Annotated in this window: 14 protein-coding genes; 10 read left to right on the forward strand and 4 right to left on the reverse strand. The window is 59.2% G+C overall.

Translation table 11 applies throughout. From position 1 onward, the window contains the following. Positions 1–30: 30 nt before the first annotated feature. From ACCD00_RS01495 to ACCD00_RS01530, 8 genes are all read left to right on the forward strand, one after another. Positions 31–1,533 (forward strand): CoA-acylating methylmalonate-semialdehyde dehydrogenase, encoded by a 1,503-nt coding sequence (locus ACCD00_RS01495; protein ID WP_413421311.1) that lies wholly within the window; start codon positions 31–33, stop codon positions 1,531–1,533. Between the two features lie 25 nt (positions 1,534–1,558). After that, on the forward strand, positions 1,559–2,380 hold the full coding sequence (locus ACCD00_RS01500) for a TIM barrel protein (RefSeq protein WP_413421313.1): 822 nt from the start codon (positions 1,559–1,561) through the stop codon (positions 2,378–2,380). A gap of 153 nt (positions 2,381–2,533) precedes the next feature. Next, on the forward strand, positions 2,534–4,465 hold the full coding sequence (gene iolD / locus ACCD00_RS01505) for a 3D-(3,5/4)-trihydroxycyclohexane-1,2-dione acylhydrolase (decyclizing) (RefSeq protein ID WP_413421315.1): 1,932 nt from the start codon (positions 2,534–2,536) through the stop codon (positions 4,463–4,465). Positions 4,466–4,504: 39 nt separating this feature from the next. After that, positions 4,505–5,515, forward strand: coding sequence for a Gfo/Idh/MocA family protein (locus ACCD00_RS01510; RefSeq protein WP_413421317.1), 1,011 nt, complete (start codon positions 4,505–4,507; stop codon positions 5,513–5,515). 131 nt (positions 5,516–5,646) lie between these two features. Next, positions 5,647–6,684, forward strand: a complete 1,038-nt coding sequence (locus ACCD00_RS01515; RefSeq protein ID WP_413421319.1) for a Gfo/Idh/MocA family protein — start codon at positions 5,647–5,649, stop codon at positions 6,682–6,684. A gap of 172 nt (positions 6,685–6,856) precedes the next feature. Beyond that, positions 6,857–7,783, forward strand: coding sequence for a sugar ABC transporter substrate-binding protein (locus tag ACCD00_RS01520; protein WP_007994285.1), 927 nt, complete (start codon positions 6,857–6,859; stop codon positions 7,781–7,783). A gap of 70 nt (positions 7,784–7,853) precedes the next feature. Next, a complete protein-coding gene (locus ACCD00_RS01525) occupies positions 7,854–9,419 on the forward strand; it encodes a sugar ABC transporter ATP-binding protein (protein WP_413421322.1) in 1,566 nt (521 codons plus the stop codon). Between the two features lie 56 nt (positions 9,420–9,475). Continuing rightward, the gene (locus tag ACCD00_RS01530) at positions 9,476–10,498 is read left to right on the forward strand and encodes an ABC transporter permease (RefSeq protein ID WP_057396421.1); all 1,023 of its coding nucleotides are present in this window, start codon (positions 9,476–9,478) and stop codon (positions 10,496–10,498) included. Positions 10,499–10,604: 106 nt separating this feature from the next. On the opposite strand, the gene ACCD00_RS01535 is transcribed toward ACCD00_RS01530, so the two are convergent. Genes ACCD00_RS01535 through ACCD00_RS01545 form a run of 3 tightly spaced genes read right to left on the reverse strand, consistent with a single transcriptional unit; the run spans position 10,605 to position 12,585 of the window. Continuing rightward, positions 10,605–11,090 carry a MaoC family dehydratase gene (locus ACCD00_RS01535; protein ID WP_413421324.1) on the reverse strand — a complete coding sequence of 162 codons (486 nt, stop codon included), beginning with the start codon at positions 11,088–11,090 and terminating at the stop codon, positions 10,605–10,607. Between the two features lie 13 nt (positions 11,091–11,103). Continuing rightward, positions 11,104–11,946, reverse strand: a complete 843-nt coding sequence (panB, locus tag ACCD00_RS01540) for a 3-methyl-2-oxobutanoate hydroxymethyltransferase (RefSeq protein WP_413421326.1) — start codon at positions 11,944–11,946, stop codon at positions 11,104–11,106. A gap of 21 nt (positions 11,947–11,967) precedes the next feature. Continuing rightward, positions 11,968–12,585, reverse strand: a complete 618-nt coding sequence (locus ACCD00_RS01545; protein ID WP_413421328.1) for a LysE family translocator — start codon at positions 12,583–12,585, stop codon at positions 11,968–11,970. Positions 12,586–12,774: 189 nt separating this feature from the next. Between ACCD00_RS01545 and ACCD00_RS01550 the strand changes: the two genes are divergently transcribed. Next, positions 12,775–13,227 carry an Lrp/AsnC family transcriptional regulator gene (locus ACCD00_RS01550; protein WP_413421330.1) on the forward strand — a complete coding sequence of 151 codons (453 nt, stop codon included), beginning with the start codon at positions 12,775–12,777 and terminating at the stop codon, positions 13,225–13,227. Positions 13,228–13,385: 158 nt separating this feature from the next. On the opposite strand, the gene ACCD00_RS01555 is transcribed toward ACCD00_RS01550, so the two are convergent. After that, a complete protein-coding gene (locus tag ACCD00_RS01555) occupies positions 13,386–13,598 on the reverse strand; it encodes a hypothetical protein (protein WP_008021224.1) in 213 nt (70 codons plus the stop codon). Positions 13,599–13,993: 395 nt separating this feature from the next. Here ACCD00_RS01555 and ACCD00_RS01560 point away from each other — a divergent pair, with 395 nt between their 5' ends. Next, the gene (locus tag ACCD00_RS01560; RefSeq protein ID WP_413421332.1) at positions 13,994–14,515 is read left to right on the forward strand and encodes a DUF3016 domain-containing protein; all 522 of its coding nucleotides are present in this window, start codon (positions 13,994–13,996) and stop codon (positions 14,513–14,515) included. Positions 14,516–14,553 lie beyond the last annotated feature (38 nt).

Here is a 14,553-nt window from a genome sequence, read left to right on the forward strand (position 1 = left end):
ATTCCACTATCTGCACGGAGAGCAATAACGATGAGCGACGCCCCGGTAATCGGCCATTACATCGACGGTCAGGTGCAGGACAGCGGTAACGAGCGGCTCAGCAACGTCTTCAACCCGGCCACTGGCAGCGTGCAGGCGCGCGTCGGGCTGGCCAGCGACAAGACCGTGGACGAGGCGGTCGCCTCGGCCCTGAAAGCCTTTCCGGCCTGGTCCGAGCAATCGTCCCTGCGGCGCTCGCGGGTGATGTTCAAGTTCAAGGAGCTGCTCGATCGCCATCACGACGAACTGGCAGAAATCATCAGCCGCGAACACGGCAAGGTCTTTTCGGACGCCAAAGGCGAAGTCACCCGCGGCATCGAAATCGTCGAATATGCTTGCGGTGCGCCGAACCTGCTGAAGACCGAGTTCAGCGACAACATCGGTGGCGGCATCGACAACTGGAACCTGCGTCAGCCCCTGGGTGTTTGCGCCGGGGTGACGCCGTTCAACTTCCCCGTGATGGTGCCGCTGTGGATGATTCCGTTGGCGCTGGTTACCGGTAACTGCTTCATCCTCAAACCCTCCGAGCGCGATCCGTCCGCCAGTTTGCTGATGGCCCGTCTGCTGACCGAAGCCGGCTTGCCGGATGGTGTGTTCAACGTGGTCCAGGGTGACAAGACGGCGGTCGACGCCTTGCTGCAACACCCGGACATCGAGGCGATTTCGTTTGTCGGTTCGACGCCGATTGCCGAGTACATCCACCAGCAAGCCACTTCACGCGGCAAGCGCGTGCAGGCGCTGGGCGGGGCGAAGAACCACATGATCGTCATGCCCGATGCCGATCTCGATCAAGCGGCGGATGCCTTGATTGGCGCCGCTTACGGCTCGGCGGGCGAGCGCTGCATGGCGATCTCGATTGCCGTCGCGGTCGGCGATGTCGGCGACCGCTTGATCGCCAAACTGCTGCCGCGTATCGATCAATTGAAAGTCGGCAATGGCCTGCTGGGTGACACCGACATGGGGCCGCTGGTCACTGCCGAACACAAGGCCAAGGTTGAAGGCTTCATCGATCAGGGCGTGGCCCAGGGTGCACAGCTGATCGTCGACGGCCGCCACTTCAAGGTGCCGGGGGCCGAGAATGGTTTCTTCGTCGGCGCGACACTGTTCGATAACGTCACGACCGAGATGAGCATTTATCAGCAGGAAATCTTCGGCCCGGTGCTTGGCATCGTTCGCGTGCCGGACTTTGCCAGCGCCGTGGCCCTGATCAACGCCCATGAATTCGGCAACGGCGTGTCCTGCTTCACCAGCGATGGCGGCATTGCTCGCTCGTTTGCCCGCAGCATCAAGGTGGGCATGGTCGGTATCAACGTACCGATTCCGGTGCCCATGGCCTGGCACTCGTTCGGCGGCTGGAAGCGCTCGCTGTTCGGTGATCACCACGCATACGGCGAAGAAGGCATCCGCTTCTACAGCCGCTACAAAAGCGTGATGCAACGCTGGCCCGACAGTATCGCCAAGGGCCCTGAATTCAGCATGCCAACGGCCAAATAATTCACCTGTGCGGAGAACAACAATAATGAGCAAACCCCTGCGTTTCGCCCTGAACCGTATGGTTGCCCCACGTTTGTCCCTGCCCGCGTTCATCGAGTTGGCGGTGACCCTGAAGGCGGACGCCATCGAGATCCGCAACGACCTCAAAGGCGTCGAGATCGAGGACGGCACCGCGCCCGAGCGTGTGCGCGAGTTGTGCGCAGCCAAAGGCATCACCGTGCTGTCGATCAACGCGCTGTATCCGTTTGATGTGTGGAGTGACGAGCGCCGTGCGCAAACCTTGAAGCTCGCTGCCTATGCCAGGGACTGTGGCGCCCAAGGGCTGGTCATGTGCCCGTTGAACGATCGTGCCGACCTGCGTACCGAAGCCGAGCGCGCTTCAGGCCTGCGCACGGCATTGAGTCAGCTGGCGCCGATCCTGCGCGATCACGGCATCCTCGGTTTCATCGAGCCGCTGGGTTTCGAAGAATGTTCGCTGCGCCGCAAACGCACGGCCGTCGATGCGATCAAGGTCATCGGCGGGCTGGATGTGTTCCGCCTGGTGCATGACACCTTTCACCATCACCTGGCCAGCGAGCATGAGTTCTTTCCCGAGCTGACCGGGCTGGTGCACATCTCCGGCGTCGAGGATGCCGAGGCGCCGCTGGCGACCATTCGTGACGGCCATCGGGTGCTGGTGGGCGAGGGTGACATTCTCGGCAACGCGGCACAAATCGACACCTTGCTCAGCAGCGGCTACAGCGGCTACCTGTCGTTCGAACCCTTTGCTGACAGCGTCCATGGCCTGACAGATATCGAACGGGCGATCGGCGCGAGCATGGATCACCTGCAGAAATCTCAAGGTTGATGGAGATCCCCTGTGGGAGCGGGCTTGCCCGCGATGACGGCAGCACATTCAAGATTGATGTGTCAGGTAGATCGCTATCGCGGGCAAGCCCGCTCCCACAGTGATTGGTTTTCACCGCACACCCCGGATTCGGCCTCAAAGGAAGGTGCAAGCATGACCACAACAAGACTGACCATGGCCCAGGCCCTGGTGAAATTCCTCGACAACCAGTACATCGAGGTCGATGGGGTTCAGAGCAAGTTCGTCGCCGGGATCTTTACCATCTTCGGCCACGGCAACGTGCTGGGCCTGGGGCAGGCCCTGGAGCAAGACAGCGGTGACCTGATCGTCCATCAGGGCCGCAATGAGCAAGGCATGGCTCACGCGGCGATCGGTTTCGCCAAACAACACCTGCGGCGCAGGATCTACGCCTGTACTTCATCCGTGGGGCCAGGTGCGGCGAACATGTTGACCGCTGCCGCCACCGCGACAGCCAACCGCATTCCATTGCTTTTGTTGCCCGGTGATGTCTACGCCTGTCGCCAACCGGACCCGGTGCTGCAACAGATCGAGCAGTTCCACGACCTGAGTATCAGCACCAACGATGCATTCAAGGCTGTGAGCAAATACTGGGATCGCATCAACCGTCCCGAGCAACTGATGACGGCGGCAATCCACGCCATGCGTGTGCTCACCGATCCGGCCGAAACCGGCGCCGTGACCCTGGCCTTGCCGCAGGACGTGCAGGCCGAGGCGTACGACTATCCCGATTACTTCCTGCAAAAACGCGTGCACCGCATCGAGCGTCGTCCAGTCACCGAGGCCATGCTGGGTGATGCGCTGGCGCTGTTCAAAGGCAAGCGCAAACCGCTGGTTATTTGCGGTGGCGGGGTCAAGTACTCTGGCGCCAACAGCGCGTTGCAAGCGTTTGCCGAGCGCTTCGATATTCCCTTCGCCGAAACCCAGGCGGGCAAGAGTGCGCTGGTGTCCAGCCATCCGCTGAACGTCGGAGGCATTGGTGAAACCGGTTGCCTGGCGGCGAACCTGTTGGCCAGGGATGCTGATCTGATCATCGGTATCGGCACCCGTTACAGCGATTTCACCACCGCTTCGAAATCCTTGTTCAAACACCCCGAGGTTCAGTTCCTCAATCTTAATATCAGTCCCTGCGACGTTCTGAAACTCGACGGGGTGCAACTGCTGGCCGACGCCAAAACCGGCTTGAACGCCTTGGCTGATGCCCTGGGTGACTATCGCTCCAGTTGGGGTGATCAGCCGCGTCAGGCCAAGGCGCAACTGGATGAAGAAGTCGATCGCATCTATCAGGTGGAGTATCAGGCAAAGGATTTCGTCCCGGAAATCAACGACCACATGGACCCGGCCGTCCTGCGCGAATTCATCGAACTGACCGGTTCCTGCCTGACCCAGAGCCGCGTGCTCGGCGTGCTCAATGAAACCCTGGCGGACGACGCAGTGATCGTCGCCGCTGCCGGCAGCCTGCCTGGCGACTTGCAGCGCAGTTGGCGCAGCAAGGGTGTGAACACCTACCACGTCGAGTACGGCTATTCCTGCATGGGTTACGAGGTCAACGCCGCGTTGGGTGTGAAGCTCGCCGAGCCGGAGCGTGAGGTCTATGCGCTGGTCGGCGACGGCTCTTACATGATGCTGCACTCGGAGCTGGCGACCTCGATTCAGGAACGACGCAAGATCAACGTGGTGTTGCTCGACAACATGACCTTCGGTTGCATCAACAACCTGCAGATGGGCAACGGCATGGACAGCTTCGGCACCGAGTTCCGGTTCCGCAACCCGCAAACCGGCAAGCTCGACGGCGGGTTCGTGCCGGTGGATTTCGCCATGAGCGCAGCGGCTTATGGCTGCAAGACCTACAAGGTGACCACGGTCGAAGAACTGAAGGCGGCATTGGCCGATGCGCGCTTGCAGACGGTGTCGACGCTGATCGACATCAAGGTGCTGCCCAAAACTATGATTCACGGCTACCTGTCGTGGTGGCGGGTCGGCGTGGCGCAAGTCTCCACCAGCGCCCGCACCGAGGCGGTGGCCAAGACCCTGAATGAACGACTGGCCAAAGCCCGTCAGTACTGATTGCCCTGAACGAACAGCAACAAATCTAGGAGTCATTAAATGTCTTTGAAGCTTGGCGTCATCGGTACCGGGGCCATCGGCCAGGATCACATTCGTCGTTGCAGCCAGACCTTGCTCAATAGTCAGGTCGTCGCTGTAACCGACATCAACTTGCAGCAAGCCGCGAAGGTCGTTTCCGACCTGAAACTGACCGCCGAGGTCTATCCCGACGGCCACGCGTTGATCAAAGCGCCGGAGGTTGAAGCGATCCTCGTCACCTCCTGGGGCCCGAGCCACGAAGAGTTCGTATTGGCCGCGATTGCCGCTGGTAAGCCGGTGTTCTGCGAGAAGCCGCTGGCGCTCACCGCTGAAGGCTGCCGCAAAATCGTCGAGGCCGAAGTGGCCTACGGCAAACGCTTGGTCCAGGTCGGTTTCATGCGCCCGTATGACGAAGGTTATCGGGCACTGAAGGCCGTGATCGACAGTGGTCAGATTGGCGAGCCATTGATGTTGCACTGCGCGCACCGCAACCCGACCGTGGGTGAAAACTACAAGACCGACATGGCGATCACCGACACGCTGATCCATGAGCTGGACGTGTTGCGCTGGTTGCTCGACGACGATTACGTGTCAGTGCAAGTGGTGTTCCCACGCAAGAGCAGCAAGGCGCTCGCGCATTTGAAAGACCCGCAGATCGTGCTGCTGGAAACCGCCAAGGGCACGCGCATCGACGTGGAAGTCTTCGTCAATTGCCAGTACGGCTACGACATCCAGTGCGAAGTGGTGGGGGAGACCGGCATCGCCAAGCTGCCGGAGCCGTCCCAGGTTCAACTGCGTAGCGGGGCGAAGCTGTCCAACGCGATTCTGATGGACTGGAAGGATCGGTTCATCGCGGCGTATGACGTTGAGTTGCAGGCGTTCATCGATGGCGTGCGCGCCGGGCAGGTTGGCGGGCCTTCGGCGTGGGATGGCTTCGCAGCGGCGGTGGCGGCGGATGCGTGCATCGAGGCGCAGAACAGCGGAGCGATTGTCAAAGTTGCACTCCCTGATCGCCCCCGCTTCTACGGCTAACCGCAATACCTGTGGGAGCGGGCTTGCTCGCGAAAGCGGTCCTTCAGTCGACAAAGATGTTGCCTGACACACCGCCTTCGCGAGCAAGCCCGCTCCCACAGGGTCCGCGTTCTTTCAGGGGAAATACTTTCATGCGTATCGGACTTGTCGGTTACGGCCATGGTGGCCGGTTTTTCCATGCTCCGCTGATCAGCAGTTTGCCGGGTGCAACCTTCGTCGGTGTGGTTACCCGTTCAACGGAGCGGCGCCAGTTGCTGGCGGCAGAACACCCCGGCGTGCCGGCCTTCGACAGCATCGGCCAACTGGTCGAAGCCGAGGTTGATGTGCTGGTGGTGTCCACGCCGCTCAAAGGTCGCCCGGCGCTGGTGCTCGACGCCATCGAACACAATGTTGCGGTGGTCAGCGACAAGCCGTTCGCCGCCGACGCGCAACAGGCGCAAACCTTGATCACCATGGCCGAGCGCCAGGGTGTGCAACTGAGCGTCTACCAGAACCGGCGTTGGGACTCGGACTTTCTCACCGTGCGCAAACTCATCGAGTCCGGTGCGCTGGGCCAGGTCACCCGCTTCGAATCGCGAATCGAACGCTATTCGCCATCGTCGGTGAACAACGGCAGTGGCGGCGGTTTCCTGCGCGATCTGGGTAGCCATCTGGTGGATCAGGCGCTGCTGCTTTTCGGCCCCGTCACTCGGGTGTACGCCGAACTGGATTACGTCGAAAAAGGCCAGGTCTTCGACAACGGCTTCTTTATGTCCCTGGTTCACGTCAACGGCGTGACCTCGCACCTGGGTGGCAGTTGCCTGCAAAGCACTCCCGGCCCGCGCTTTCGCGTGACCGGAACTCAGGGTTGCTACAGCGTCGATGGCCTGGACGGGCAGGAGGCGTCGGTGCTCGCCGGGCTCACACCGAAATCCGAAGGTGAACGCTGGGGCGTGGAAGAGCATCGCCGCTGGGGCTGGTTCGAACAGGGCGAAGTGCGCGAAAGGGTTTCCTCCGAGCGCGGTTGCTGGAATCAGTTCTATTTACAGCTGCAAACCGCATTGCAGAGCGGTGGCCCAATGCCTGTGGACGCCCGTGATGCACTGGCGACCACCCGTGTGCTAGACGCTGCGCGGCTGAGTGCCGAGCGCCATCAGGTGGTGCAATTGAGCCCACTCGAACGTCAATGAACAAAATCATAATAAAATTCTAAAATGAGTTGATATGGAAAATATTTTCCAATAAAGTCATTTCCAGTGAGCTGCCTCGCTCCCGGTTCCGACTCTTTTCCCGCTTGTCCGCTTACTGAAATCGTCACGCCTTATCCATAAAAACCAACAAGAATGTGGAGAAAGACTTTTCATGAAGACCAAGATCCGTTTCGCCTCACTCGCCTTGTCCCTGATGTTCGCCAGTGGTGCCGCACTCGCTGACATGAAGATCGGCGTCAGCATGTCGCAGTTCGATGACACCTGGCTGACCTACCTGCGCGAATCCATGGACACAAAAGCCAAATCCTATCCCGATGGCGTCAAGCTGCAGTTCGAAGACGCGCGCAGCGACGTGGTCCGGCAGTTGAGCCAGGTGGAAAGCTTCATCAGTCAGAAGGTCGACGCCATTGTGGTCAACCCGGTGGATACCGCCGCGACCAAGAAAATCACTGAATCGGCGGTCAAGGCCGGCATTCCGCTGGTGTACGTCAACCGCCGTCCCGATGACCTGAACCTGCCCAAAGGCGTGGTCACCGTCGCCTCCAACGACCTGGAGGCGGGGCAGATGCAGATGCAATACCTGGCCGACAAAATGGGCGGCAAGGGCGACATCGTGATTCTGCTGGGCGACCTGGCGAACAACTCCACCACCAACCGTACCAAGGGCGTCAAAGAGGTGTTGGCCAAGTACCCCAACATCAAGATCGAGCAAGAGCAAACCGGCATCTGGTTGAGGGACAAGGGCATGACCCTGGTCAACGACTGGCTGACACAGGGCCGCAAGTTCGATGCGGTCGTCTCCAACAACGACGAGATGGCCATCGGTGCCGCGATGGCTCTGCAACAGGCCGGAGTGGAAAAGGGCAGTATTCTGATCGCCGGTGTCGACGGTACGCCTGACGGTTTGAACGCCGTGAAGAAGGGGTCTCTGGTCGTCTCTGTGTTTCAGGACGCCAAGGGTCAGGCAGACGGTTCGATCGAGACAGCAGTGAAAATGGCCAAAAACGAGCCGGTCGAGCCGGCCGTATGGGTACCGTATCGCTTGATCACGCTGCAAAACGTTGACCAGTTCAAATAGTCCGTCCGTTCAATAACAACAATAAACACGCAAGGTGGCAACCGCGACCTTGCTGATGGAGTACCTGATCATGTTCGCTTCAGCGACTGCTTCGAGCACCCCGTTGATGGGGGGGCAGCCAACCGCAATACCTGTCGATGAGCCGTACCTGTTGGAGATCGTCAACGTCAGCAAGGGATTCCCCGGGGTGGTGGCCTTGTCCGACGTACAACTGCGGGTACGCCCCGGTTCCGTGCTGGCCCTGATGGGCGAGAACGGCGCTGGCAAATCCACCTTGATGAAAATCATCGCCGGCATCTACCAGCCGGACGCCGGCGAACTGCGCCTGCGGGGCAAGCCGGTGGTGTTCGAAACGCCCCTGGCGGCGCTGCAGGCCGGGATCGCGATGATCCATCAGGAGCTCAACCTGATGCCGCACATGAGCATCGCCGAGAACATCTGGATTGGCCGTGAGCAGCTCAACGCTTTCCACATGATCGACCACCGGGAAATGCACCGTTGCACGGCGAAGCTGCTTGAGCGCCTGCGCATCAACCTTGATCCGGAAGAACAGGTCGGCAACCTGAGCATCGCCGAACGGCAGATGGTCGAGATCGCCAAGGCAGTGTCCTACGATTCCGACATCCTGATCATGGACGAACCGACCTCGGCCATCACCGACAAGGAAGTCGCCCACCTGTTTTCGATCATTGCCGACCTCAAGCGCCAGGGCAAAGGCATCATCTATATCACCCACAAAATGAATGAGGTGTTCAGCATCGCCGACGAAGTGGCAGTGTTCCGCGACGGCGCCTACATCGGCCTGCAACGGGCCGACAGCATGGACGGCGACAGCCTGATTTCGATGATGGTCGGGCGTGAACTGAGCCAGTTATTCCCGGTGCGCGAGACGCCGATCGGCGATCTGCTGCTGTCGGTACGCGACCTCAGGCTCGATGGCATTTTCAAGGACGTTTCCTTCGATCTGCATGCCGGCGAGATCCTCGGCATTGCCGGGTTGATGGGCTCGGGACGGACCAACATCGCCGAGGCGATCTTTGGCATCACCCCGAGCGACGGTGGCGAGATTCGCCTCGACGGTGAAGTGGTGCGCATTACCGATCCGCACATGGCCATCGAGAAGGGGTTCGCCCTGTTGACCGAGGATCGCAAGCTCAGCGGCCTGTTCCCGTGCCTGTCGGTGCTGGAGAATATGGAGATGGCGGTGCTGCCGCACTACGCCGGCCACGGTTTCATCCAGCAAAAAGCCCTGCGCGCCCTGTGCGAAGACATGTGCAAGAAGTTGCGGGTGAAAACCCCGTCGCTCGAGCAATGCATCGACACGCTGTCCGGCGGTAATCAGCAGAAGGCCTTGCTGGCGCGCTGGCTGATGACCAATCCACGAATTCTGATTCTCGACGAGCCGACCCGCGGCATCGATGTCGGCGCCAAGGCCGAGATCTACCGGCTTATCTCCTACCTCGCCAGCGAAGGCATGGCGGTGATCATGATTTCCTCGGAGCTGCCGGAAGTACTCGGCATGAGTGATCGGGTCATGGTCATGCATGAGGGCGACCTGATGGGCACCCTCGACCGCAGCGAAGCGACTCAGGAGCGAGTGATGCAACTGGCCTCGGGCATGTCCGTGGTTCACTAATGGATGCCGGCGCTGGCTCGGCCAGCGTCGACGATGCGATAGAAGGGTGAGTGGTTATGAACGCGATACTGGAAAACAAGCCAGCAACGGCACCGGTCAAGAGTCGTCGGCGCTTTCCGACCGAGCTGAGCATCTTCCTGGTGCTGATCGGCATCGGCCTGGTGTTCGAAATGTTCGGCTGGATCGTGCGCGACCAGAGCTTCCTGATGAACTCCCAGCGGCTGGTCTTGATGATCCTGCAAGTGTCGATCATTGGCCTGCTGGCAATTGGCGTGACCCAGGTGATCATCACCACCGGCATCGACCTGTCGTCGGGCTCGGTGCTGGCCTTATCGGCGATGATCGCTGCCAGCCTGGCGCAGACCTCGGATTTCGCTCGGGCAGTATTCCCGTCTCTGACCGACTTGCCGGTGTGGATTCCAGTGATTGTCGGGCTCGGTGTCGGGCTGCTGGCGGGGGCAATCAACGGCAGTATCATTGCGATCACCGGGATTCCACCGTTCATTGCCACCTTGGGCATGATGGTCTCGGCCCGTGGCCTGGCGCGTTACTACACCGAAGGCCAGCCGGTGAGCATGCTATCGGATTCCTACACGGCCATCGGTCACGGCGCGATGCCGGTGATCATTTTCCTGGTGGTGGCGGTGATCTTCCACATCGCGCTGCGCTACACCAAGTACGGCAAATACACCTACGCCATCGGCGGCAACATGCAGGCGGCGCGTACGTCCGGTATCAACGTCAAACGCCATCTGGTCATCGTCTACAGCATCGCCGGGTTGCTGGCGGGACTGGCGGGCGTGGTCGCTTCGGCCCGTGCTGCCACCGGGCAGGCCGGGATGGGCATGTCCTATGAACTGGATGCGATTGCCGCAGCGGTTATCGGCGGTACCAGCCTGGCGGGCGGGGTGGGGCGCATCACCGGCACCGTCATCGGTGCACTGATCCTTGGGGTGATGGCCAGCGGGTTCACTTTCGTCGGGGTCGATGCCTACATCCAGGACATCATCAAGGGCCTGATCATCGTAGTCGCGGTGGTTATCGACCAATACCGTAACAAGCGCAAACTCAAGCGCTGAATTTGACTGCAAAAACAGCGAGGGCCAGTTCTGGCTCTCGCTTTGCATTACCCCCCATCACGTATTGAAGTAAAACTGGAAACTGCTTGCCATCGATTCCAGGCTATCAACTGGGGGATCGGGCGGCACCGTTGGCGGGATCTCCCTCAGCAATCATCTGCTTGAGGCATTCACGCTCTTCAGCTCCGGGTAGCACTCCGGTCGTAGTCGCCTCCAGCACTGTGATTCCCTCTGCGTTGAGTATTCTGACCTCGGCTTTTGCGTGACCGCGTTCATCGATGTCAGTGATGAGCCAGTGGCAGGTGATCTGTTCTCCCGCATACACCGGTCGTTTGAATGCGAAAGTCATCCCGGTTGCCAGCCAACCGATTTGCCCGCCAATTTCGGTGACGAGGCTGGCTGTCAGAAGTCCGTGGGCGATGGGCTCCTTGAACCTGCATATCACGGCGTAGCGCGTATCACAGTGAACCGGATTGTAGTCTCGTGAAATCTGCGCGAATTGACGAATATCGTCATCTGAAAAGCAGCGGACTATCGTGAAGCGGTCTCTGACCTGGAGGCCTTCGGCAGCGCGTTCTCTCGGACTCTTCATAACGACTTCCTGGCTAAAAAGTGTGTTCGGGGCCAGGAAATGTTCCTGCCTCCACCTCAAGTGCAAAATCCCTTGCCGCGGTGTGAAGTACCGAACGAAGGTCGGCGTACTGTTTGACGAATCGCGGCATGCGGCCGGTGCGTAGTCCAGTCATGTCCTGCCAGACCAGAACCTGAGCGTCGCACTGGTTGCCAGCGCCAATCCCGACGGTCGGAATTGAAATCGCTTCGGTGATCGCTCGACCTACATTACCCGGCACCATTTCGATCAAGATAGCGAATGCGCCAGCTGCTTCTAACGCTTTGGCACTGTCTATCAGTCGCTGCGCGTCCTCACCCCGGCCCTGAACGCGATAGCCACCTAATTGATGCTCCTGCTGTGGTGTGAAGCCGATGTGCGCCATGACGGGTATGCCTGAACTGGCGAGTTTCTCGACTTGAGGTAGTACTTCGATCCCCCCCTCAAGTTTGACCGCATGCGCACCGGCCTCTTTCATGAATCGCACGGCAGTGTGGAAGCATTGCTCCACCGAGCCCTGGTAAGAGCCGAAAGGAAGGTCGGCAATCACCAGTGCCCGTTGAGTCGAGCGGGTGACGGCGCGAACCAGAGGGATCAGTTCGTCAACGGTGACGGATAACGTGGACTCGTTGCCATAAACGTTGTTGGAGGCCGAGTCGCCTACCAGCAGGACGGGTATTCCGGCTTCTTCGAAAATGGCTGCGCTGTACATGTCATACGCGGTGAGCATTGCCCATTTCTGGCCCTCCACTTTCATCTGTTTCAGGTGCGGTATTCGGATGCGTGTCGTCTGCCGGGCGAGAGGGGTGTTGCCATAGGGTGAAGGCTGATCGTTCATGGGAGGCTCGTTGAAGGTGAATTAACCCAGCAGTTGTTCGGCAAACAGAGCCACTGCGATGAGGATCATGGCCGCTCCAGAAAAACGACTGACCAGGCGTGCGGCGGCCGGGCGTGCCCGAAGAACAACCTGCGAGCCAAATCCGACCAGAAGGTAGATCACGCCACAACTGAAAGTGTGGACGAGCCCGAGTGCAATCATCTGCATCGGTACAGGCCAGGGTGCAGTGGCGTCGGCAAATTGAGGCAGGAGCGCCAGGAACAGCAGAAACACTTTTGGATTCAGCCCGCTGACGCAAAGCCCTTTGAGCGCCCAGCGCTTCCATGAGCCTGACGCCTGAACCTCATCCGCGTGCGGTGTGGCGGGGCGCACGAGCATGTTGATACCCAGCCAAAGCAGGTAACCCGCCCCGGTAATCGTTAGCACGGACATGGCCACGGGGTGGTTGGCGACCAGAGTGCCAACACCGCCGGCTACCACCATTGTGGCGATCAAGTGGCCGGACAACAGTCCGCCGACAGCGGGTATGACGACTCGATGCTTCAAACCGGCCGATATCGCGTAGGCCCAATCGGCTCCGGGTGTGATGACGAACAAAATCGACACCGCCCAGAAGGCAACAAAAACACTGAAGGTCATGGCGTCACCTGCGCCGGTTCATCATTCACCGCGTAATTCATCATCCCGTCTCTCACATCAAAGGCCGCCCCTCTTGTTTTCTGAAGAGGGGTACGGTTGTTAATGATCGGAGGAAGATTAATGAAATATGGTTAGAATTATCTTTCAAAGATGGTCGTTTTTAGTTTGTAGATTGGGAGATTGTTCTGCATGGACAGAATTGACCGGAAGATTCTTGCTGAGCTGCAAAAGGATGGCCGTCTTTCGGTCACTGAGCTTGCCGAGCGAGTTGGGTTGAGCCTTTCCCCTTGCCATCGGCGAGTACGGGCACTGGAAGAGTCAGGTGTGTTGCTTGGCTACAGGGCACAGCTGGACCCAGGCGCACTCGGCCTGAATTTTTCAGCGATGGTGTTTGCCACGCTTCGTGAGGGCGACCGGCAGGCTGTCGAGGCTTTCGAGACGGCGCTCGTTGAGATCCCGCAAGTGGTCGATGCCCAGAGGTTATTTGGGGAGCCGGACTACCTGCTGCACGTCATCACTCAGGATTTGCCAGCCTTCCAACAGCTATACGATGAGAGCCTTTCGACCTTGCCCAACGTACAACGGTTGACCTCGACCCTCGTTATGAAACGGGTCATTCAGGATAGGCCGCTTCCTTTGTGATGGTGGTAAAACGCAGGTACAGGCGGCGTGTCGTCTTGACGTCGTCTAGAGAGGGCCTTACGGTTTTTTAATCGGGCCTGGCAATCACCCACCGGCTTGCCTACCACTTTCACGTCCACATGCCCATCATCCTGCTTGTTGGGAAAGCCCCGACAGAACTATCGATCATTCAACAACTCGGCGACCCCGCGCGTGATGAATTCCAGGTTTTCATCCAGCTTGGTCAGTGAGTTGCGGATTCTGGCTCCGTCTTCAGCGGGCCCATGCAGCTGTTCAATCCAAACGGACAGATCTTCCACGGCCGCAGCTATGGCGAGTTGGTTTTCGTTGAGTTTGTAGATCAGGGAAGGGACGAGGTCGTTGGTCGGCATGGCTTGATCCTCCTGTAGGAGCGAGCTTGCTCCGGGCGGCGTTCCGACGATGGTCGTTAACGATGCCGCGTGTTTACTGACTAAACGCAGCGCTCTTGAGCCATAGCTTGGCAGGCAGCAAAAAGCCCGCGCGGTGGCGGGCTTTTTGTGTGGGGTCAAATCCTTTTGTCCGTTTAATCTGCGCTCCATTCTGTGAGCGTTTCGTGAAAAGCATGTCGCTGGAATGAAAAAACCTGCTCAGTGGCCGCCTGTCTGCGATGTAGCACTGATCCATCAGTCGAGGTCGCCACCTGGAAGAAGGACCATGGATCATGTCAGTGCCCTGACATGCACCTCAGGCGTAAACTAAACACGGTGCAGCATGCACTGAAAAGCGCTGCACGTGGAGGTGAGCCATGCGCTCAATACCCGTTTGCACCTCGATCGCACTGGTTGCGCTGTTTATGGTGCCAATTGCCACCGCAGCGTCTTCGGTCGAAGTCGAATTCAAGAACCCCGAAAAATTCAGCGATGCCAGCCTGGATAGTCCAGGTTATGAGCGTGGTGCCGATGCTTTTGTCATGAAAGAGCTGCGCAGCTACATCCAGAAGCTTGGCGAACGGTACCTGCCAGCCGGCCAGCAGCTGCAAATTGAAATACGTAACATCGATCTGGCCGGTCGTTACGAACCCTGGAGGCTAAATGCCTATCAGGTGCGCTTCATGCGCGACATTACCTGGCCGAGCATCGATCTGCATTACGTGCTCAAACAAAACGGCCAGATCGTGAGCCAGGCCGACGCCAGGGTCATGGATCAGCTCTACCTCCAACGTCCGGGGCGCGCCAACAGAAGTGACAGACTCTACTCCGAGAAGGCCATGCTCTCGGACTGGTTCCACAGACAATTCGCCGGGCAACATCAGACCGGGTTGAATTGAACCACTCTGCATTGTGAATCACCCTTGCGACATGGGAG

This window comes from Pseudomonas sp. Pseusp3, assembly GCF_047304225.1.
Lineage (GTDB): Bacteria > Pseudomonadota > Gammaproteobacteria > Pseudomonadales > Pseudomonadaceae > Aquipseudomonas > Aquipseudomonas fluorescens_CD.